Genomic DNA, 20023 nt, shown 5'->3' with positions numbered 1-20023 from the left:
AACTTCACGCACCAAAAGTGCACCGGCATCACTGCTGTTGGCCTGGTTGCTGAGCGAAAGATTCACGGAGGCATTGAATGAGGTTTTCATGGTGGTATAGTTTCACCCGTGGCTTTGGTTGTTGAGACAAACCGTTCTTGCCGGAACTTGTTATATTTCAACAGCATACCAAAGCCACACCCGCTTTTCAGCTATGCCTCATGAATAAGGCGGGTTTACCTAAGCGCTGTTTGCACCACGATCATAATTATCACCAGCTAGTGATAGCTTTGTCGGGCAGTGCTGAGTTTGAGATAGCTGGTTATGGTGGGCGGGTAGATGCTTTGCATGGTTGTTTAGTGCCTTCGGGCGAAGTGCATTTTTATGAAGGCCTAGGCGAAAACCAACATATTGTTATGGATTTGCCACAGCTAGAAGCCGGGCATGATTTTCAGCGCCTGTTTGATAAACCCCGTTACTTTAATGCTGATACCAGTTTGCGCTTACTGCTTAGTTTTATGGCAAGAGAAGCAAGTCTATGGCAGGTTTCAGATGACGCTGCAGAAGGTATGAGTCAGGTGTTTTTAGGTTCGCTTTACCAGCGCCTGTTTACTGTTAACCCTCAGTTAGTGGGCTCTCGTAAGCGTTTAGATTTAGTTAAATTAGAAATTTATATTCAACAGTATTTAAGTGAAAAATTACCAGTGGAGCGTTTAGCCCAAGTCGCCTGCGTAAGCCCTGGGCATTTTCATCAGCTTTTTAAAGAGGCGACAGGAAAAACACCCGGGCAGTATTTATTGCAAGCACGTTTAGAAAGAGCCAGAGAGTTATTAATACAAACTCAATTACCTTTAGAGTTAGTGGCCCATCAGGTTGGTTTTTCTAGCCAAAGCGCACTAACTCATGCCTTTAAACGAGCCTACCAACAAACACCAGGGCAAGTAAGGCGTTTGCACTGACCTTAAAAACAAAAACCCCCACGCAATTATTTGGGTGGGGGTTGCTAGTGCAAGTATTTAGTTAATTGCTAGTCTTGCTCTTCATCGGCTTCTACAGCAACTGTAGGTAAGGCTAAGCCACTTAGCTGGTGGATTTCTTTCCAATAGCGTTTGTAATCTGGGCTAGCATCAGCACTGTAGTTAAGGTTTTTGAACAGACTAGTTAAGCGAGTGAAGTGTTCACGAATAGTATCTTTTTCAGTCAGTGGCGGGTGTTCAAACAAGCAGCGTTGCAAGAGTCCAAACATGATTTGCTGGCGCTGCATGGAAGTAGAGCCATCGACATCATCAAAAGCATCTTGCTGCAAATACACTTGATCTAAACACTGAGCACGGTTAAAGATTAAAAAGTCACCCAACGTGACACCTTCTTCACCAGTGACCTGCATCATCTGCTGCATTTCTTCGCCTTGCAGTAGCAAGTTATGCATTTTTTTAACGTTACTTACCCAATGCTCACCAAGGTTTTCGCCATACCATTCTGAAAGCTGATCTAGGTAACGTGACCAAGAAATAAGCGGATCAACGGCTGGGTAAGCACGTTTATAAGCTCGATCAGCACTTAAGCCTAAGAAGGTTTTTACAGTACGCAGCGTGGATTGGGTAACAGGCTCTTCAAAGTTACCACCCGCTGGAGAAACCGTACCTATCAAGGTTAGGCTGCCTAACTTGCCTTCATTGTTGGCAATTAAACCCGCTCGTTCATAAAGCGCACGAACCGAAGAATCTAAATAAGCTGGGAAGGCTTCTTCGCCAGGAATTTCTTCTAAGCGACCTGAAGTTTCACGCATGGCCTGTGCCCAACGCGAGGTGGAGTCGGCAATTACCAATACGTTGTAACCCATCTGGCGGTAGTATTCGCTTAAAGTGATACCTGTATAAATAGAGGCTTCACGAGCAGCAACCGGCATGGAGGAGGTGTTACAAATAATGATGGTTCTATCCATCAAAGTGCCGCCTTTAGGGTCGGGCAAGATAGGAAACTCGGTAATAGTTTCTACGACTTCACCAGCTCGCTCGCCACAGGCAACGATGACAACAATATCTACGTCAGAAAAACGTGAAATTAAGTTTTGTAGAACGGTTTTACCCGCACCAAAGGGACCAGGAATACAGGCCGTTCCACCTTTAGCAACAGGAAAGAAGGTATCGATCAGACGAATTGAAGTCAGCATGGGTTCGTCTGGGTAACGCCGCTCACTAAAACGCTGAGCTAAAAGAGGCTGAGAAACCGGAATACGCACTGGCCACTTTTGCTGCATAGTCATTTCTTTTTCGTTACCACGGTGGTCACGAAAACGAGCTACAGCGGTATCAACGGTAAAAGTACCTTCTTGAATCCAAGTGATTTCAACTTCACCGACCTGAGCAAAAGGTACCATAATTTTGTGCTTAAAACGGCCTTCTTGGACATGGCCTATGGGGTCACCGGCTTTTAAACGTGCACCCACTTTAACACTGGGTTGAAAAGCCCACTGTTTTTGGGTGTCTATGCCTTCGACTTGTAAACCCCGTGGCAAGAAAAAGCCGTGCTGGGTCGCAATTTGTTCTAAGGGGCTTTGCAGGCCATCATAAACCTGACCCAGTAAACCTGGGCCTAGCGTAACAGAGAGCATTTGTCCTGATTGGCGCACAGGGTCACCTATCGCCACACCACGGGTGTTTTCAAAAACCTGTACATCGGCTTCGCCATGACGAACACGCAGCACTTCGGCTTGTAGAAATTCTTGACGACCATCTTCAGGTGTGCGGACTGGGCAAATGTAAACCACTTCATTCTTAACGAGTGGGAAGAGCGTCCCTTTTTCATCTGCTTCAAGTCGAATGGTGACGATATCGTCACGTACGCCAGCAACTCGGGCAGTAATTTGTGCATCCTTCATCAGGAAAGTTCCTCAAAGGCTGATTCTAGGTGTTGCGTGATGGCTGGCGTGCCCAGCAGTTGTTCACTCATGCGCTTAAAAGATTCAAGTGCAAGAGAGGCATCACTTTTAATATGCTGTTCTGCTAGGCCCCAACGCAGTACAAAACAAATCACGGTTTCTAGGGTGAACTGGAAGCTGCGCTCAATAAACATAAGGTCTTTCCATAAAAAGCCATTAAGCTGGCGTTCTAGCTCACCGGATTGCCCTTTATTCAGTAAGGGTTGTAACTTACTTAAAAAAGGCAGAGCAGTTTCTAAGCCAAACAAGGGGTCATGCCAATTGCGGCGAATTAACCCTGTCCAGCGACCAAAGCCGTGGAAGTTTTCAGGACCAGTACGCCCTTCTTGGCGGTAGCGCAAAGCGGCTAATAAAGTCTGCCATTCTAAACGTAAACTAATTGATTCACGCAGAGCTTCAGATTCTATTTTTTCTAGCTGGCGCTGCCACTCAAGAATAAGCGGTTTATCGGGTAGGTTCTGTAGTGACAATTCACTCTGGTGGTAGAGTTTTTCAGCCAGCTGGAGTTGCAACAAGTCTTCATCGCTGAGCATTGTTAAACGCCTATCTAGTGCAATTCTAGAAATAGGCAGCTGTTTACACTGTTCCAATGGAGGCAAATTGGGCAGTGCAGTTACCAGAGTGTAATAACGAGTCACTAGCGAATAACTCCTTCAAGCAGTGCTCTAAAACGCGGCTGCAAGTGAAGTAATAAAAGCTGTGCTATGGCCTTGTCGGTAAGATCAACTTCCACTTCTTTATCTAGCAAACGAACACGAATACCTTCACCCTGATGGCTATTAAAACTAACACCCTCACGGAGCAGGTCAGCAGACAGGGATTGTACAAATTGGCTTAAGCGGCCTTCTTTGTATTCACTAGCATTGCGGCGCAGCTCATCTAAACCAATAAATTGCGCTGGCAGTAGCACTTCAATTTTACTTGCCTGGCTAATCTCAGATTGGTCTCTAACTCGACCAACCAATTCAAGAATCATGCGCTGCATAAATTCTTGGCTGTCCATCTGCTGTTTAATCAGCCGTTCAACCTGATCGGTAAAGCTGCGTGCTAGGCTTTCTTTTACATCAAGCAGCAGGTCACGAGCAGCCATTTTTAGAGCATCTTCACCGGCTTGGTGGCGCTGGGCTGCTTCACGCTTAGCCTTGGCTTTTAGCTGTTCGGCTTCATCTTGTGCCTGTTTAAGCAGTAGCTTAGCTTCTGCCTGAGCATCTTTTAAGATTTGTGCTGCTTCATCACGGCCTTTTTGCACACCCTGATCTTTAAGCTGATCAATTAAAGCTTCAATACCTGATGAGGCGCGGTTTTTCTGCAGTTCGGTCATTGTCAGCTCCTAGGCGGGTACACCAGCACTGATTACCAGAGCAAAAATAAAGGCAAACACAGCAAAGCCTTCAACAATAGCGGCTGGCGCTAAAGACATACCAAAAATTTCTGGACGAATTTTTGAAACGTTAATGGAAGAAGCACAGCTGCGACCTTGATAAATTGCACTGAACATAAGCGCCAAACCACAAAGTAAGCCTATAGCCGCAAGGCCGGGGGCGTTTTCTAAAGTGATTTCACGGTTAAGCGCAAACATAACCACTATGCCGTAAATGGACTGCGAAGAAGGCATCGCTGAGATACCAATGTAACGGCCATGGCCAGTTTCAGTTTCTAATAGTGCGCCTGCAGCGGCTTGGCCAGCTAAAGAACAGCCGATCATGCTACCAATAGCGCCCAGTGCCATAGGACCATAAAGCCCAGCCCAACCAAGGGCGAGTATTAGGTTATCCAAGGTGTTACCTCCCGTTTTGCAAAAGGCTGGAAGGGGTAACCTTCATCAGCCAAACTCCAGTTATAAAACTCAATAAGGTTCAAGCGCAGGCCATGTATGACTCCGCTGACCACGGTTAAAACAAAATTTAGTAAATGACCTATCAATAAAATTAGTACTTGTAGTAGTAAACCGATACCCGGCAGTGCAGCAGCAACATCGGCGGCTAACTGGTTAAAGGTTAAGGCAAGCGAAGCGCTGGCTAAACCTAGGGCAAACAAACGCAGGTAGCTAAGCACATCACCAAACAGCTTGGTTAGGTTGGTTAGCGCCAGTAAACCAGAGATTAGGGTTGCTAGGCTGAAGTCGGTTTTTTCGCCAGAGAAAAGTAGCACCAGCACCAACCCAGCACCAAAGACTATCCAATGCAACGGCGTGAAGCCAAAAATCCAGCCAACCAGTGCCGCCACAACAGCCGTTGCCCAGCCGATTGCTGATAAGGCTTGGGTTGATTTACGTCTGACCCAAGCCATCATCAGGTTGCCAAGCACTAAATGACCAGCACCGATGCAGATCGACAGCATCATCATTGAATCGAAGTCGTTCACATCGAGTATTTTTAGCGAGCCAAGGAAGGGCAGCGGCGCTGAAGCACCAAAATACCCACCGACCATGACACCCCAAACAAAGCCAGCACCGGCAAGCGCTGCACCCATAGCACGCAGACGGCGATGGGTTTCTGTGTAGCTCATGGCTTGCCAGTAATAAGCTAAAATCGCACCTAAAACCAGCGAGTAACCTGCATCAGACATGATGATGGCAAAGAAGCTAACAAAAGAGAAAAACACCACGCGAGAAGGGTCCCAGCTACGGTAGCCAGGCGTTTGGAAGAAGCTAACCACTTCTTGACCACCACCTACACTTTCGGGGTTATCCATAAAAGTAGGCGGAAGCTCGTCATCGTCAGGGTCTTCGCTTAATAAAACCAAACCCTGCTGCTCAGCAAACATTTGTAGTTGGTCTAAATCACGTTCGGCTATCCAGCCTTGCAAGGCAAAGACTTCATCAAAATCTAAAGATTGATTGGCGACTTCAGTTAATAATGAAGCGTCTTGGGTGCTGGCAATGTTGCGCTGTAATAGATAAATCCAGCGGGTTAAGGCTTCACGCTGCGCTTCGGTTGCTTCTAAAGCAATTTCGGTTTCTTCTAGCTGTTCCCGTAACTGGCTAATGGGAACATAACCCGTGTGCGTGCGTGGCACTGGCATTAAATTTGCAGTTGGCTCTTTGGGTGAAACCACCACCACATAGCTATTACGGTTACCCTGATGAACCACCGTCCAAGGCAGGCTAGTGGTTGCTACTTCTTTCATCTTAAAGTTGGGAACTAGATAAAACCAAAAACGCTGATGGTTTAAATCATTTAAGTCGGGCAGTGTGAATTCGCCCCAAGGCTCTAGGTCTTTTATACGCTTGTCTAAAGAATCACGCTTTTCTGTAAGAGAAATACGTTCTGAGTAGTTTTTATCAACGGCATGAACTACTTCTTTTAGATCAAGCTTTTTTTCACGGGTAACTTGGCGGCGCTTCTGGGGGCAGCTAAGTAAATATTGCAGTGAGCGCTTTAAAAGCTCTGGATTAATGGGTTCATCTTCAGCAATAAGGCGTGAACTAGGCGTTTGTAAAGGAATAATGTGCATTAACCCTAGGTGCTGTAAGCGGTCTAGGGTGTGCATTTTGTTTTCTGTTAAGCCAATTAAAGAGGCTTTTTTAAGTTGCAGAATACTCATGCTTGTTCTGCCTTAAGTCGTTTGTTTTTCGCTATCTTAGAAGTAACCACGGCGGCACGTTCATTGTCGGAAAGCACAATGCGAATTTTGCGAATGTTTTTTTCTGCCTGCGGAATAAGCACCTTGTCGAACAGGTTTAAGCGCTGGGTGGTTTTTTGCAGGGCTTTGTTCAGTAGCTCTAAGCGCTTGTTGAATATTTTTTGTTGTAGTTCGATTTCTGTCGCTTTAATTAACAAGCGACCTAGATGATCCATCCAGTGATCGGTGGTTAAAAAGGAGTAGGGTTTAATAGCAAGCTTTAAGCTAGTAATTTCTGGCAACATTAAGCCCACCAAGTTAACTTGGCTAACCTTAATTTCTTGCACATCAATGAGCTTGTCTGCTGCCCCTGGAAAGTTAGCCAGCATAGGCAATTGTTCGCTGACTTCACGGTGCAAAGCATCCAGCAGCTCAGTGCCTTCTAAGATGGATTGACGTGCTTTGGCACGCGCGGCTAAGAGTTGTTTGCGCTTTAAATCTAGCGCAGGAACAAACTTTTTATAGGCCTTAACCTTGCCCGTTTCTTTGTTTAGCGTGCTTTTATTCAGTGCTACTTTTCTCACGGCTGCAACTCCTGTCAGACGTTTTCAGTAGCGGTTTGCTTAGGAAAGTACTTATCAATTAAGTTTTGGCGCATCAGCAGCTCTTCTTCTTTGAAGCATTCTGCAAGGGTTTGCCAACCTAGGTCTAAGGCTTCTTCAAGTGGCATACTAATACTGATTTCCATAAAGCGTTCGTGGAAAAGTTCACCAAATTTCAGTACCCGTTCATCAAACTCGCTTAAATCAAAGGACATGGATTGCTTCTGCTGGGCATCTTGCGCTGCGGCATAAAAGCGAATTAGGGTGTTCATAATTTGGCTGTGGTCTTCACGGGTTACCTTGCCAATAACGTGTTGTTTTAAGCGTGACAGGGAACCAAAGGGATCTATTGCGCCATTGTGCAGATAAAACTGACCTTCAGTTATATAGCCAGTGTTATCGGGAACTGGGTGAGTTACGTCATCGCCGGGCATGGTGGTGACTGAAAGAATCGTTACTGAACCCGCGCCTTTGTAGTCACAGGCTTTTTCATAACGCCTTGCTAGCTGAGAATATAAGTCACCAATATAACCACGGTTAGAAGGGACGTGCTCCATCGAAATACCGACTTCTTTTAGCGCATCGGCATAGGCAGTCATATCGGTTAACAGCACCAATACACGCTTGCCTTCAGTCACGGCATAGCGCTCGGCAACCGCCAAAGCCATATCAGGAACTAGCAAGGCTTCAACCGTTGGGTCGGAACCTTGGTGAACAAACATCACGGTACGTGCCGAAACCCCAGACTCCTCAAAGGTTTTACGAAAGAAGTGGTAGTCATCAAAAATAAGACCGATGCCACCAAAGACAATGATATCGGCATCGGCTTGTGAACCAATGCGGGCTAATAGCTGGTTATAGGGTTCGCCAGCAACAGAGAAAATGGGGATTTTTTGGCTTTCAACTAGGCAGTTAAACACGTCAATCATCGGCACATCGGTACGAATCATGCGTGAAGCAAGAATGCGTCTGGCGGGGTTAACGGTAGGGCCGTCGATTTCAATTTTAGGTTCGTCGGCTAAAGAAGGGCCGCCATCTATGGGGCTGCCAGTGCCAGAAAAAGCACGCCCTAAAACGTTAGGCGAAAAAGTAACTTCCATTGAACGGCCTAAAAAACGTACGACCGAATGGGTAGACAAGCCTTTAGTGCCAGAGAAAACCTGAAGGGAAACTTCTTCGCCTTTTAATAAAATAACTTGGGCGGTTCTGGGTAAGACATCTTGTGTGTCGTTACTGCCTTCTATTAAAGCAAGGTCACCAAAACTGATTTTTGAAGTACCAACTTCAGAGGCGGGAACATGTACCTTGACGATATCACCAATAATTTCAAGGATACGCGAATAACGGATTAACAACTGAGACACTTCCACCTCCATGCAAAGCGGGAACGCTAAAAACAGCCTTCTATTTAAGCAGCTTACATATATTTGGCAAGGGAATAATATTTTATACGACAAAAGATCCTAAGCTTAATGGTTACGAATCATAAGTTTCTTGGGTATAATCAGCCCACAATTTTTCAGGTTTTATTCAATATAACAGGCGACGCTAGGCTTAGTGCCTTTTTAGGCTTAGTTTTTGTTGCCAAAAAAAATAGACTAGAGGTGGTGAGAGTGAAACATAACATTCGGTTTGCCCGTATTCTGGTTGCAGCGGCTGTTTTAGGTTTAGGCCTTTTAGTCGCAATGCAAGCTTCAGCCAAAACTATCAGTGCCGAAGATTGGGCTGAGCGCCTTAAACCTGCCGGTGAACTTTGCTTACAAGGCATGGACTGCGGTGGTGTAGCAGCGCCTGTTGTTGTTGGCCCAAAATCTGCCGATCAAGTTTACAACTCTGTTTGTATGGCTTGCCATGATACGGGTGCTGCTGGCGCTCCTAAGCGCGGTGATGCAGCGGCTTGGGCACCGCGTATAACGCAAGGCATGGCAACTTTATACGATCATTCTTTAACGGGTATTCGTGGTATGCCCGCTAAAGGTGGTAACCCAAACCTGTCGGATGATGAAGTAAAATCTGCGGTAGATTATATAGTAGAAGCTAGCCGCTAAACCCTTGCTCAACTAGCTGCTAAACAATAAAAAAGCACTGTTTAAACCCAGTGCTTTTTTTATGCCTAGCTATTCAGCATCGCCCTTAATGCGCTAATGCGGTCTTTTTTACGCTGGGTTTTGTCTTCGTTAGATTCTTCTTGTGTGTTGCGACCTTCCCATTTTAAATCGTCTTGCGGCAATTCATCTAAGAACCGGCTTTGTGTGCAATCAAAGGTTTCACCATAGGTTTTGCGTTGTTTCGCCATAGACAGCGTTAATACCTGCTGCGCCCGTGTAATGCCTACATAAGCTAAACGCCTTTCTTCTTCGATTGTATCTGACTCTATAGAATTGCGGTGCGGTAGCAGTTCTTCTTCCATACCAATTAAAAATACTTGTGGAAACTCTAGCCCTTTAGAAGCATGAAGTGTTAATAACTGCACCTTGTCAGAATCATCCTCTTCTTCTTGCTGCGCTAATAAATCGCGCAACACTAGGCGAGCAATGGCTTCACGAATACCCGCTTCTTCATCTTCTTGCTGCATTCGTTTTAAGGTTTCTGCTAAAGAATCAAGCAGTATCCAAATGTTGGCATAGCGGCGTTCAGCAACGGTGGGCGAGCTGGCGTTTTGGTGCAACCAAGCTTCGTAGTCCATATCTCGGATCATTTCACCCAGTGCTGCAATGGGGTCGCCGGTTTCACATTGCTGCATAATGCGTTTTAACCCATGCGTAAAACGCCTTAAACGCTCCACTTGGTTGTCTTTTAGGTGCTGCGCTAAGCCCATTTCATCGCAAGCTGCGAATAGGCTAATTTCACGGTCTTTGGCATAAATGGCTAGTTTTTCTAAAATGACTGGGCCAATTTCACGGCGTGGGATATTAACGATACGTAAAAAAGCATTGTCGTCAGCTGGGTTAATTAATAGGCGAAAATAGCCCATCATGTCTTTAATTTCATGGCGTGCAAAAAAGCTGGTACCACCGCTAATTTTGTAAGGAATCTGAAAGGCTTGCAGTTTTATTTCTAATATACGTGACTGAAAATTACCCCGATACAGCACGGCAAAATCTTTCCAGTGACAGCGTTCTTTAATACGCCGTGTCATAATTTCTGCTGCAACACGTTCGGCTTCGGCTTCTTCGTTGGGGCATTCAATCACTCGAATAGGTTCGCCAAAACCTAATTCACTCCACAGTTTTTTCTCGTGAATGTGTGGGTTGTTGGCAATCAACTGGTTAGCTGCTTTTAAAATGCGTCCTGTAGAACGGTAATTTTGTTCTAGTTTAATGATTTTTAAATTCGTAAAATCTTCACTAAGTTGGTTTAAGTTTTCAGGTTTAGCGCCACGCCAAGAATAAATGGATTGGTCATCATCACCCACCACCGTAAAGGTTTTTCTTAGGCTGGTAAGTAATTTAACTAAGCGGTATTGGCTGATGTTGGTGTCTTGATATTCATCCACCAACAGGTATTGCATCTTGTGTTGCCACTTTTCTAACACTTGGGGCTGTTGTTGAAATAGTAGTACCGGCAGGCGAATTAAATCATCAAAATCCACCGCATTATAAGCGCGTAGGTGGCGGTTATACTGCTCATAAACCTGAGCAGCAAGCTGGCTTTTAGGGTTATCACTTTCAAGGTTTACGGCTTTTTCTGGCTCAATTAAATCATTCTTCCAATTAGAAATCAGGTATTGGACTTGGTTGATAGTGTCGGTATCAGCTTCGCTATCCTTGTGCATTAAATCACGCATTAAGGCTTTGGTATCTTCGGTATCAAACAGCGAAAAACCACTTTTATAGCCTAAATACTTCACTTCTTTGCGAATAATGTCTAAGCCCAGCGAGTGAAAAGTAGAAACGGTTAAGCCTTTGGCCTCTTCGCGGCTTAACATTTTATTGACTCGCTCACGCATTTCACGCGCGGCTTTATTGGTAAAAGTAAGCGCACAGATATTTTTAGCAGCCATGCCGCGACTACGAATTAAATAGGCTATTTTGCTAGTAATTACACTGGTTTTACCAGAGCCGGCACCGGCTAAAACTAACAGCGGGCTATCCACTTGTTTAACGGCTTCAAGTTGACGTTCGTTAAGGCGAGTAAGAATTTTTTGCATGGTTTAAAGGCGTTGCTCAAGTAATAAAGAGTAGCGTTTAGCGAGTTGGTAGCTCTGCACCTGAAAAGCCTAGCTGCTGCCAAGCTTCGTACACGATAAGACTGCAAGCATTAGATAAATTCATGCTGCGACTGTCAGGTAGCATTGGAATACGAATACGTTGTTCAGCAGGCAGGCTGTTAATAAAGTCCATCGGTAAGCCACGGGTTTCAGGGCCAAACACCAACACATCGTCATCGCGGTAGTTAACTTGATGGTAAGACTGCTTGCCCTTAGTGGTCAAAGCAAACAGGCGTTTATCGTGAAAGTGGTTTAACAGCGCATCTAAATTAGGGTGAACCGTGATGGCTGCCCATTCGTGGTAATCCAAACCCGCACGGCGTAGGCGTTTATCATCTAGCACAAAACCTAACGGTTCAACGAGGTGTAGACGAAAGCCTGTGTTAGCACATAGGCGAATAATGTTGCCAGTATTGGGTGGGATTTCAGGTTCAAACAGTACGATATCAGGCATGAGGTATTGATCCTACTGGCATTTGGTTCTATTGAGGCGGTATTTCCAGAGGTGGTAGTTTATCAGATTGAATACGAGGGAAGACCAAACTAAATCGAGCGCCGTGTAAATCGGGACTGCGATCGACCAAAGTGCTGCCTCGATGCCAGTAAATAATGCGTTGTACGATAGACAGCCCTAAGCCATATCCCCCTGAGCTACGTGTGCGACTATCATCAAGGCGAGAAAAAGGCATAAAAACGCGTTGGCAATCTTCTTCTGGAATGCCTGCGCCATCATCTTCAACATCGACCCGAAAAGCATCCTGCTCAAGGTGACAGCTAATGCGTATGGTTTGCTGTGCATAACGTACGGCATTACCAACTAAATTTTGTACTGAACGCTGAAAATAACGCCCTTCTAAATCGGCATTAGGGCTTAAATTAGCCGGATTATTAACAATTAAATTAAAGGCTAATTGAGGGTTGGTACGTTGAAAACGCGAAAGTACTTCTTCTATTAGACCAGTGACATCTTGGCTAATAAACTGTAATTGTAGCTTTTCTTGCCCTAAACGTGCATAGGTTAAAATTTCATCAATCAGTGTGTCGAGTTCGTCAATGTCTTGATCGATGCCATAGACTTGTTTAGCAATCATTGTATGAGGACTGCCATCTTCACTTAAATCTTCAATCATTTGTATACCAAAACGTATACGTGCAACGGGTGTGCGTAACTCATGAGAAACAGCATGAATCATTTCTTGTTGCGTACGCAATAAACGTTGTAACTGCTCTGCCATGCGGTTAAAAGCAATCGCAAGCTTACTAATAAAATCATCGCCAGTAATGCTGACGCGTGCTTGTAAATTGCCAGCCGCCAGTTGACTTGCTGCGCGTTCTAAGTAGCGAAGACGACTTTCTAAACCAGATAAAAACCACCAAATAGAAGCAGCAAGCATAATTAACAACGCTAAAAAAACACCCACGATCAGCACGGTAGGGTAATTAGTGAAAAGTTGAACCGGCCCCACTTTTAGCCAGCTACTGTCACTGAGCTGCACATAACTAATAATGCTACGCTCGGTGTCTGAAAAAACCACCACCTGTTCGCCTCTTTTTAGGCGACGGATTTGCAGCGGATCTGCATATTGCGGTAGCTCCGTTAAAAGTGCTAATGGGTAAGAAAAATTTTGACCTAATTGCATTAAACGGGCTTGCCTAAGTGCAACTGGAGTGCGCTGTAAATCACGTAATAATAAATAAATCGAAGCGCTCGCTTGTTGTTCAGTAATGCGTGATAGCTGCATTACTAAAATTTTTTGGGGGTGATTGGTTGGGAAAAGCACTTGCAGTTGACCGTTTTCGCTGCTTAATAATAAGCGCTGCTCATTTAAGCGTTTTAATTGGCGTCGACTAAGTGGGTGGTTATTTAATTGGCTGAGCTTAACGTGGACACCCAATGTTTGGTTGATTTCGTCTAGCCACTCTAATTCTTTATTATTAGGAACCTGTGAAAAGTCTTCGGTTAGGGTTGAAAAAAGGCCTGACAGCAGCTTTTCATAATGGGCTTCTAAACGTATTTGGTTGGTAATATTAATCAGCAGTGCGCTGAGCAATAAAATACCAACGAATGCACCCAACACGCCTAGGTAAACACGTAGAAAAATGTTACCTAAGCGCTTGTGCAGCCGATTAAAAGTAAACATCAGCTAACGGTTAAATACTTGGCAGATAAGTGGTTAAATTTCTTTAACAAAAAGATAGCCTTTGCTACGTACGGTTTTAATGCGACGTGGGTGCATAGGGTCATCACCAACTTTAGGACGAATCCTAGAAACACGCACATCAATGGATCGGTCTTGACCATCGTATTCTATGCCACGCAAAGCAGTAAAAATTTCTTCACGGGTTAAGACACGTCCAGCGTTGGAAGCAAGCAACCAAAGCAAGTCAAATTCGGCACTGGTAAGTTCAATGGGTTCGTTACTTAACCAAGCTTCACGCATTGAGCTATCGATAATTAAATCACCAAACGCTAAGCGAGTGATTTGTGCATCCATTGAGTCAGCCGCAGAAGCTTGTGCCTCAGAGCGACGTAACAAAGCGCGTACACGAGCCAGCAAGACACGCGGGCGAACGGGTTTAGCAATATAGTCATCAGCACCCATTTCTAAGCCAACGACTTGATCCATGTCATCAGTACGGGCTGTAAGCATTAAGATAGGAATGTCTTTTTCCATCTTTACTTTGCGGCAAATGCTTAAACCATCTTCGCCGGGTAGCATTACATCAAGAATAATCAGATCAGGTTTTTCACGGAAAATACGCTCAACGGCACGAGCGCCATCACCTTCAACAGTAATTTGGAAGCCATTGCCCTCTAGGTATTCACGGGTCAAGGTTGCAAGACGTGCATCATCTTCAACAATTAAGATGCGGGGTGATTGGTGTGCGTCCACTTTTAGGTCTCTTGTTGATATTCCTAGATTATCGTTATTCTGCCGTTCATTTTATTGGGCAGTGGTTTGATTAGCATCATACCGTAAAAAAATTAACCAAGCCATGACGTACAGTGCTCTCGTATTGATCTAGCTGATACAAGCCAAGTAAAAAAGTCGGTTTTTTTAGAAGGCAAGTAATGGAATATTAAGTAGCTGGCGCTCTTAGTTGGGATTAGTGCAAAAAACTGGTATAAAGATAGCCCAGCAAGCTTGGGGTTTTGTTGCTTTTAGATGTTTAAATACACTTTTGAAATACTGCTAAAAGTAAAATTTTATAAAGTATTGACGATTATTTTAGTGTTAGGGTTAGCTTGCCTTAGTTGGCAAGTTTTAAAGCAAGTGGACAGTTAAACTGATGAATGAAACGCCAAAACAAATCTTACAATTGAAGCAGCTTTTAGCTAGCTTTGCTTTTTTAGTGGCCTCTTTGTTTTTACTGCAAGCTGCTTATGCTGCCGAAGGCGATGTTTGGCAGGTATCTGTTGCTATAGGGAATGTGCGTGCCCAACCTCAACCGAATGCCGAGCTGATTAATCAGCTACCCAGCGGTACGAATGTTATTGAATTGCAGCGCCAAGGTGTTTGGTTGCAAGTAGAAGCCCCTGACGGTAGTAAAGCGTGGATGCACCAAGTGACTTTAAGTCAAACCGTTCAATTATTTGGTTTAGCACTGAATAGCGTTAATCGTAACGCTATGCGTCAGGCATTGAGTGCGGCTCAAGTAGCGGTGATTCGGGAAGCTGATGCTTACCCTTATGATCTTTATGACCCTAGTGAATGGAAAAAAGGTGCTACCGAAATGACACTAGGTTACACCTTAAAAGAGCAATTGTTTGCTGTCGCAGAAATCACTTTTCGTTCTACTAATGATGTTGAACAAGTGCGTGTGGTGGCTGAAGAAGTGCGTAAAGAGTTAGGGCCTTGGCAGCGTGTTTTGGGTCGTCGTGCTGAAGGTCCTGTTGAATTTGAATGGCGACGCGGTGATCTGCGTATTCTTGTTCACCGTGGCTGGCCAGATACGACCACCTATATTGTTTATGAAGCATCAAGTCGCTTAGGTGAAATGCAAGCTGAATTAGAGCCGCGTTAAAAAGTAAAATTTTGGAGTGTAATATGCAGTTAGATTTAGCCCAGTTAAAACCCGATACTTGTTATCACTTGATGACTCAAACTTTAATACCTCGCCCGATTGCTTGGGTGTTGTCTGCTTCAGACAATGGCGAGTTGAACTTGGCTCCTTTTTCTTTTTTTAACGGTGTTTGCTCAGATCCACCCATTGTTATGCTTTCGATTGGTAAAAAAACACCCGAAGAAGCCAAAGATACGCGGCACAACATTCTTTCTGGGCGTGATTTTGTGATTCATATTCCTTCCACTGCTCATGCTGCTGATGTTACGGCTAGCGCTACAAGTCTGCCTTATGGCGAATCTGAATTAACGCTGATACAAGGCAATCAGTTGGTTGAATTTGCTGGCTGCCCACTACCGCGTTTAAAGTCTGCTCCCGTTGCTTTTCAAGCTAAATTGCATGATGTTCACTACCTAGGTACACAACAGCAAGCGGTTATTTATGCTGAACTGATTCAAGCTTATATTGCTGATGATGTGGTTGAAGTAGATGAAGCAAAAGGCCGTTACACGATTGATGCTAATAAAATCAATCCACTGGCAAGGTTAGGTGGCGCCCAATACGTGGGCATTGATGAGGTTTTTAGTATCATTCGACCTGCTTAATTTATCAAAATCGCGTAAGACCTCGTACTTTGAGTGCGAGGATGGATAGCGAGGGTTGCGTAAGCAGCCCCTTAATAGGTCGCTAAAGTCTTTGCAGCATAGATTAACACTGATAGTGTATACAGCATGATAAAACATACCAAGACATTAAAAGTCCGAGTACGCGATAAACATAAAGCTTTGCTTAACAGCATGGCTAGGCATGTTAATTTCGTCTGGAACTACGTTAATGAATTAAGTCATCGCTCCATTAAAGAGCGTGGTGTGTTTTTGTCTGCTTACGATATACACCCTTACACCAAAAAAGCACGATTAAACTGGCGCAAATCAGGCGGTGTACGTCGTTCATTTGGCTGGATTCCCGTTAATACAGCTGCCGCACAGTGGAAAAATGGTCAGGTTTTCCACAACGGCCACTATTTTAAAGTGTGGGATAGCTACGGTTTGAGCCAATACAAATTCCGCTCTGGTAGCTTTAATGAAGATACCCGTGGTCGCTGGTACTTTAATGTGGTGGTAGAAAAGACGCACTGCATCAATTTAGTCGTAAGCTGGTTAATCGCTGCGGTGAAATCTACGTGGGCAATGTCAGTAGTTTAAAACTCGTTAAAACCAGAATGGCTAAGTCAGTGCTGGACGCTGGCTGGGGTCAATTAAAAATAATGCTGGACTATAAATGCGCTCACGCAGGTATTGTTTTTAAGGAAGTGAACGAGGCATACACCACCCAAACCTGTTCGAATTGTGGCAACTTGCCCGAATCGAGGCCGAGAGGTATCGCAGGTTTGCGAATAAGAGACTGGACTTGCAGTGGGTGCGGTGCCACGCACGACTGCCGTGATGTTAATGCGGCCAAGAACATTCTTGCGGTCGGACATGGCCGTCTAGCAGTAGGAATCCCCGTCTTTTAGGTCGGGGAGGATGTCAATGAAAATTAAATACTTTTTGATGAAAGTGTAGATAAATTGATTGCTTTTCTAACCCACTAAGCAAAGCATTGGCTAGACCTTGACTATTTAAAATACTGGAAAGCAAAAATGATGAACGATAATAAAACCCTTTTAGCGACGCGTCAGTGGGTGGACACTATGGTAGTTGGCATGAACCTTTGTCCTTTTGCTAAGCGTGAATTAGTCAATAATCGGGTGCGCTTTATTACAACACCAGCAACAACGGAAGAAGCCTTGTTGATGGCTTTGCAAACTGAATTAGCGCTATTGAATACAGATTCTGAAATAGAAACAACGCTGCTGATTCACCCTGATGTGCTGCAAGATTTTTATGATTTTAATGATTTTTTAAACTTGGCAGAGGGTTTGTTGGTAGAAATGGCGTTAGACGGTATTTACCAAATCGCCAGCTTTCACCCTGATTATCAGTTTGGTGGCACACAAGTTGATGATGCCGAAAACTACACTAATCGCTCGCCTTACCCAATGCTACATTTAATTCGAGAAGCAAGCCTAGCGCTTGCCATTGCTAGTCACCCTGATGTTGATGGCATTCCTAAACGCAATATCGCGCTAATGAATACATTGGGCACTGAAAAGCTAAAAGCGTTATTGGACGGATTGTTTAATCTTGACAAATAATAGCGATTGATGGAAATGCGGTATTTTTTTAATTTTATGCACTGAATGAGTGCATTTTTTTATAATTTTACATTTTAATTGCCTTAAAAAAGTGCATCATTCTTTTTTTTTAAAATAAATAAACTCAACCCCTTGTTTTCAATACGCTATTTTTTTGTGGCGCGATTTTTGCTTTTTATTGGATTGCATTGATTGAAATCAAATAATAACAGCGTTAAGACTTCTTTAACTTCTTTTTACCTGCCTTTGTTGGAGGCTGCTGATGACGCAACTGCTCAGTCGTAATATGAATCTGTCTGTATCAGAAAAACGCTGGCTGCCAGTATTTGGTAGTAATGGCAAGCTGCAACTTGGTTGGTCTTGTTTTTTAAATCGTAAGACCTACCCAATGATTGAGCAGATTTTTGAAGGTGTTGCTGCAACGCGCGTCAAAATTTTACAAGATTGGGCAACGAGTCATTGGCAGCACCTTGATGAGTTAGCAACTTTGTGTGCGGAATCTGATACTGCGTTATGGTCTAATTTATTACACCGTCGTAAAGTTCAAGTAGATGACTTTTCAGAGCTTTTTATTATTAACTGCGATGGCATTATTTTAGCTTCTACTCATGCTGCCCGCGATGGCTTGTTGCATGACGGTGAGTCATTAACGAGCGCATTACAAAAAGGTATGCAATCGCCTTTTTTACATGGTCCTTATGCCGATCCGGTGACTTTGGCATTGGGTGCTTCTGTTTCAAGTTTTCATGATGCGGTTACGTTGATGTTTTATCAGCCATTGATTGTTAATGGTAAAGTGATGGGTTGCATTGCTGGTCGTGTACCCAATGATGTGATTGGTGATCTTATTCAGCGCGAGGCTGGGCACGTTTACCCAGAATCTGGTGATAATTATATCTTCATGGTTAAAGCCAACTTTGATGCCAGTATACAGCCGGGCACTGCCTTGTCTCGTTCACGCTTTGAAGATAATACTTTTTCTTGTGGTGAAAACCTTAAACAAGGCATTAACACCCAATGGGGCAAAGTGAGTGTTAAGCATCACACTGAGCTAGAGTTGCGTTTTACTGATCCCGCTACTGGTGAATTACACCCCGGTGTGCGTGAAACCATTAAAAATAGTAGTAATCTTTTTATTACTTACCCTGGTTATTCCGATTACCGTCATATGCCAGTAATTGGTAAGGGCGTAACTTTTCAGTTACCGGGCTCTTTAGATCGTTGGGGGATGATGTGTGAAGGGGATTTAGAAGAGGTGTATCGCCGCCGTTCAATCAGTGTCAGTTTAATGAATACTTATTTGGCGACAGTGATCGGACTATTAGGTACAACTACGTTACTACAGCACTTTTCGCCGTTTAGTTTGCTACCAACGCTAGCACTGAATACTTTGTTGTTGATAATTTCTGCTTGGGTTTTTGCTAATGCAGGTCCTAAACGTGTTGCTGAACGCTTGCGTAAAACTACTCAAATTATTCGTACCATTGCTGAAGGTGAAGGTAATTTGAAGCAGCGGCTAGATACCGAAAAAATGGCGCGTGATGAAAGTGGCAGTATGGCACGTTGGATTAACAGCTTTATGGACAGTTTAGATGGCATTATGGGGCAGGTGATTCAAACCACAGGTGCAGTGCAACACAACAACGAAACCATGTTGACTTGTACCCATGAAGCTAGTCATACCACTGATGAAGTTAATCAAGTGATTGGGAAAATGTTGACCTTGGTTGAAGAGCAGTTGGGTGAAATTAATGAAGCATCCCAAGCGGCACAAACCATGAAACAGGCGATGGACGAGGTGGTTAATAATGCCCGTAAGCAGTTTGAAACTGCGTGTACTAGCACCTTGAGTATTCGTAAGGTCGTTAATACAACCACTGAGCGGGTAAAAAACCTTGATAATCGCATGAAAGAAATTGGCGACATTGTTTCAATGATTGCTGATATTACCAGCCAGACTAATTTGTTGGCGCTAAACGCGGCTATTGAAGCGGCACGTGCTGGTGAAGCAGGCAGAGGTTTTGCTGTAGTAGCTGATGAAGTACGCTCCCTTGCTAGTCGTACAGCAGTTGCTGCTTTTGAGATTCAACAGACCGTTATTAGCCTACAAGATGAAACGCGTGCTGCAGTAGGTTTTATGGACGATGGTGTAAAAGAAGTCGATCAACGTTTAAAAGATGCTGAGTCCGCTAGTTCAGAAAATACTGAGTTACATCAAGCTGTGGAGAAAATGTTGAGTATTATTACTCAACTCGATGAGCGTAGTCACTTTTATGGTGCTTCCATTCGACAAGTTGAGGTGGCATCGGGTGAAATGAGTCAAGTGATGCAAGAGTTGCAAGACAGCGCACATCAGGTTAAACATTCCACCCAAAGCTTACAGCAGTTAGTGGGGCGTTTTACGGTTACTGATGTGCGACGCTAAGTTTAGTTTAGAGTGATTAGATGTATGCAATTTTTTGATT

19 protein-coding genes are annotated in these 20023 nt (G+C 44.2%); 8 read left to right on the top strand and 11 right to left on the bottom strand.

Annotation, left to right across the window (positions count from 1 at the left end; genetic code table 11):
* Nucleotides 1-200: 200 nt before the first annotated feature.
* Nucleotides 201-938, top strand: a complete 738-nt coding sequence (locus VJY63_RS07340; RefSeq protein WP_324049500.1) for an AraC family transcriptional regulator — start codon at nt 201-203, stop codon at nt 936-938.
* A 68-nt stretch (nt 939-1006) separates the two neighbouring features.
* Here the strand turns inward: VJY63_RS07340 and VJY63_RS07335 are convergent, their stop codons facing one another.
* The 7 genes from VJY63_RS07335 to VJY63_RS07305 form a co-directional block, all read right to left on the bottom strand.
* Nucleotides 1007-2860, bottom strand: a complete 1854-nt coding sequence (locus VJY63_RS07335; RefSeq protein WP_324049498.1) for a V-type ATP synthase subunit A — start codon at nt 2858-2860, stop codon at nt 1007-1009.
* Nucleotides 2860-3453, bottom strand: a complete 594-nt coding sequence (locus tag VJY63_RS07330; RefSeq protein WP_324049496.1) for a hypothetical protein — start codon at nt 3451-3453, stop codon at nt 2860-2862. The genes VJY63_RS07335 and VJY63_RS07330 overlap by 1 nt, the downstream gene beginning before the upstream one ends.
* 104 nt (nt 3454-3557) lie before the next feature.
* Nucleotides 3558-4241 (bottom strand): ATPase, encoded by a 684-nt coding sequence (locus tag VJY63_RS07325; protein WP_324049494.1) that lies wholly within the window; start codon nt 4239-4241, stop codon nt 3558-3560.
* 9 nt (nt 4242-4250) lie between these two features.
* Nucleotides 4251-4697, bottom strand: a complete 447-nt coding sequence (locus VJY63_RS07320) for an ATP synthase subunit C (protein ID WP_324049492.1) — start codon at nt 4695-4697, stop codon at nt 4251-4253.
* The gene (locus tag VJY63_RS07315) at nt 4685-6466 is read right to left on the bottom strand and encodes a V-type ATP synthase subunit I (RefSeq protein WP_324049490.1); all 1782 of its coding nucleotides are present in this window, start codon (nt 6464-6466) and stop codon (nt 4685-4687) included. Before VJY63_RS07315 ends, VJY63_RS07320 begins: the two co-directional genes overlap by 13 nt.
* On the bottom strand, nt 6463-7068 hold the full coding sequence (locus tag VJY63_RS07310) for a V-type ATP synthase subunit D (RefSeq protein ID WP_324049488.1): 606 nt from the start codon (nt 7066-7068) through the stop codon (nt 6463-6465). Before VJY63_RS07310 ends, VJY63_RS07315 begins: the two co-directional genes overlap by 4 nt.
* A 14-nt stretch (nt 7069-7082) precedes the next feature.
* Complete coding sequence (locus VJY63_RS07305) at nt 7083-8450, bottom strand: V-type ATP synthase subunit B (RefSeq protein ID WP_324049486.1); 1368 nt, start codon at nt 8448-8450, stop codon at nt 7083-7085.
* Between the two features lie 249 nt (nt 8451-8699).
* Here VJY63_RS07305 and VJY63_RS07300 point away from each other — a divergent pair, with 249 nt between their 5' ends.
* Nucleotides 8700-9134 carry a c-type cytochrome gene (locus VJY63_RS07300; protein WP_324049484.1) on the top strand — a complete coding sequence of 145 codons (435 nt, stop codon included), beginning with the start codon at nt 8700-8702 and terminating at the stop codon, nt 9132-9134.
* Nucleotides 9135-9199: 65 nt separating this feature from the next.
* Here VJY63_RS07300 and rep read toward each other — a convergent pair whose 3' ends face one another.
* Genes rep through VJY63_RS07280 form a run of 4 tightly spaced genes read right to left on the bottom strand, consistent with a single transcriptional unit; the run spans nt 9200 to nt 14190 of the window.
* Complete coding sequence (rep, locus tag VJY63_RS07295) at nt 9200-11236, bottom strand: DNA helicase Rep (protein ID WP_324049482.1); 2037 nt, start codon at nt 11234-11236, stop codon at nt 9200-9202.
* A 37-nt stretch (nt 11237-11273) separates the two neighbouring features.
* Nucleotides 11274-11750: a tRNA (uridine(34)/cytosine(34)/5-carboxymethylaminomethyluridine(34)-2'-O)-methyltransferase TrmL gene (gene trmL, locus VJY63_RS07290; protein ID WP_324049480.1), complete on the bottom strand. Its 477-nt coding sequence runs from the start codon at nt 11748-11750 to the stop codon at nt 11274-11276.
* A 28-nt stretch (nt 11751-11778) separates the two neighbouring features.
* Nucleotides 11779-13437, bottom strand: coding sequence for an ATP-binding protein (locus VJY63_RS07285; protein WP_324049478.1), 1659 nt, complete (start codon nt 13435-13437; stop codon nt 11779-11781).
* A gap of 33 nt (nt 13438-13470) precedes the next feature.
* The gene (locus VJY63_RS07280; protein ID WP_324049477.1) at nt 13471-14190 is read right to left on the bottom strand and encodes a response regulator; all 720 of its coding nucleotides are present in this window, start codon (nt 14188-14190) and stop codon (nt 13471-13473) included.
* A gap of 397 nt (nt 14191-14587) precedes the next feature.
* Between VJY63_RS07280 and VJY63_RS07275 the strand changes: the two genes are divergently transcribed.
* The 6 genes from VJY63_RS07275 to VJY63_RS07250 all read left to right on the top strand — a co-directional run bounded on the left by VJY63_RS07275 (nt 14588) and on the right by VJY63_RS07250 (nt 19983).
* Nucleotides 14588-15322, top strand: coding sequence for an SH3 domain-containing protein (locus VJY63_RS07275; RefSeq protein WP_324049475.1), 735 nt, complete (start codon nt 14588-14590; stop codon nt 15320-15322).
* A gap of 23 nt (nt 15323-15345) precedes the next feature.
* Nucleotides 15346-15966, top strand: coding sequence for a flavin reductase family protein (locus VJY63_RS07270; RefSeq protein WP_324049473.1), 621 nt, complete (start codon nt 15346-15348; stop codon nt 15964-15966).
* Nucleotides 15967-16092: 126 nt separating this feature from the next.
* On the top strand, nt 16093-16566 hold the full coding sequence (locus VJY63_RS07265; RefSeq protein ID WP_324049471.1) for a hypothetical protein: 474 nt from the start codon (nt 16093-16095) through the stop codon (nt 16564-16566).
* The gene (locus tag VJY63_RS07260) at nt 16545-16877 is read left to right on the top strand and encodes a transposase (protein WP_324049469.1); all 333 of its coding nucleotides are present in this window, start codon (nt 16545-16547) and stop codon (nt 16875-16877) included. The genes VJY63_RS07265 and VJY63_RS07260 overlap by 22 nt, the downstream gene beginning before the upstream one ends.
* A 126-nt stretch (nt 16878-17003) precedes the next feature.
* On the top strand, nt 17004-17558 hold the full coding sequence (locus VJY63_RS07255) for a DUF1415 domain-containing protein (protein ID WP_324049467.1): 555 nt from the start codon (nt 17004-17006) through the stop codon (nt 17556-17558).
* A 262-nt stretch (nt 17559-17820) separates the two neighbouring features.
* Nucleotides 17821-19983 (top strand): methyl-accepting chemotaxis protein, encoded by a 2163-nt coding sequence (locus VJY63_RS07250; protein WP_324049465.1) that lies wholly within the window; start codon nt 17821-17823, stop codon nt 19981-19983.
* The last annotated feature ends 40 nt before the right edge of the window (nt 19984-20023 follow it).

The organism is Marinospirillum sp. (genome assembly GCF_035271045.1).
Classification (GTDB): Bacteria; Pseudomonadota; Gammaproteobacteria; order Pseudomonadales; family Halomonadaceae; genus Marinospirillum.
Note: the sequence above shows the minus strand (reverse complement) of the source record. Positions and strands in the feature narration are given on the sequence as shown.

Excerpts from the sequence above, each read along its gene's own strand:
- VJY63_RS07285 (WP_324049478.1), bottom strand. The coding sequence starts at position 13,437 with ATGTTTACTTTTAATCGGCTGCACAAGCGCTTAGGTAACATTTTTCTA.
- VJY63_RS07315 (WP_324049490.1), bottom strand. The coding sequence starts at position 6,466 with ATGAGTATTCTGCAACTTAAAAAAGCCTCTTTAATTGGCTTAACAGAA.
- VJY63_RS07270 (WP_324049473.1), top strand. The coding sequence starts at position 15,346 with ATGCAGTTAGATTTAGCCCAGTTAAAACCCGATACTTGTTATCACTTG.
- rep (WP_324049482.1), bottom strand. The coding sequence starts at position 11,236 with ATGCAAAAAATTCTTACTCGCCTTAACGAACGTCAACTTGAAGCCGTT.
- VJY63_RS07340 (WP_324049500.1), top strand. The coding sequence starts at position 201 with ATGAATAAGGCGGGTTTACCTAAGCGCTGTTTGCACCACGATCATAAT.
- VJY63_RS07250 (WP_324049465.1), top strand. The coding sequence starts at position 17,821 with ATGACGCAACTGCTCAGTCGTAATATGAATCTGTCTGTATCAGAAAAA.
- VJY63_RS07255 (WP_324049467.1), top strand. The coding sequence starts at position 17,004 with ATGATGAACGATAATAAAACCCTTTTAGCGACGCGTCAGTGGGTGGAC.
- VJY63_RS07265 (WP_324049471.1), top strand. The coding sequence starts at position 16,093 with ATGATAAAACATACCAAGACATTAAAAGTCCGAGTACGCGATAAACAT.
- VJY63_RS07275 (WP_324049475.1), top strand. The coding sequence starts at position 14,588 with ATGAATGAAACGCCAAAACAAATCTTACAATTGAAGCAGCTTTTAGCT.
- trmL (WP_324049480.1), bottom strand. The coding sequence starts at position 11,750 with ATGCCTGATATCGTACTGTTTGAACCTGAAATCCCACCCAATACTGGC.
- VJY63_RS07335 (WP_324049498.1), bottom strand. The coding sequence starts at position 2,860 with ATGAAGGATGCACAAATTACTGCCCGAGTTGCTGGCGTACGTGACGAT.
- VJY63_RS07325 (WP_324049494.1), bottom strand. The coding sequence starts at position 4,241 with ATGACCGAACTGCAGAAAAACCGCGCCTCATCAGGTATTGAAGCTTTA.
- VJY63_RS07330 (WP_324049496.1), bottom strand. The coding sequence starts at position 3,453 with ATGCTCAGCGATGAAGACTTGTTGCAACTCCAGCTGGCTGAAAAACTC.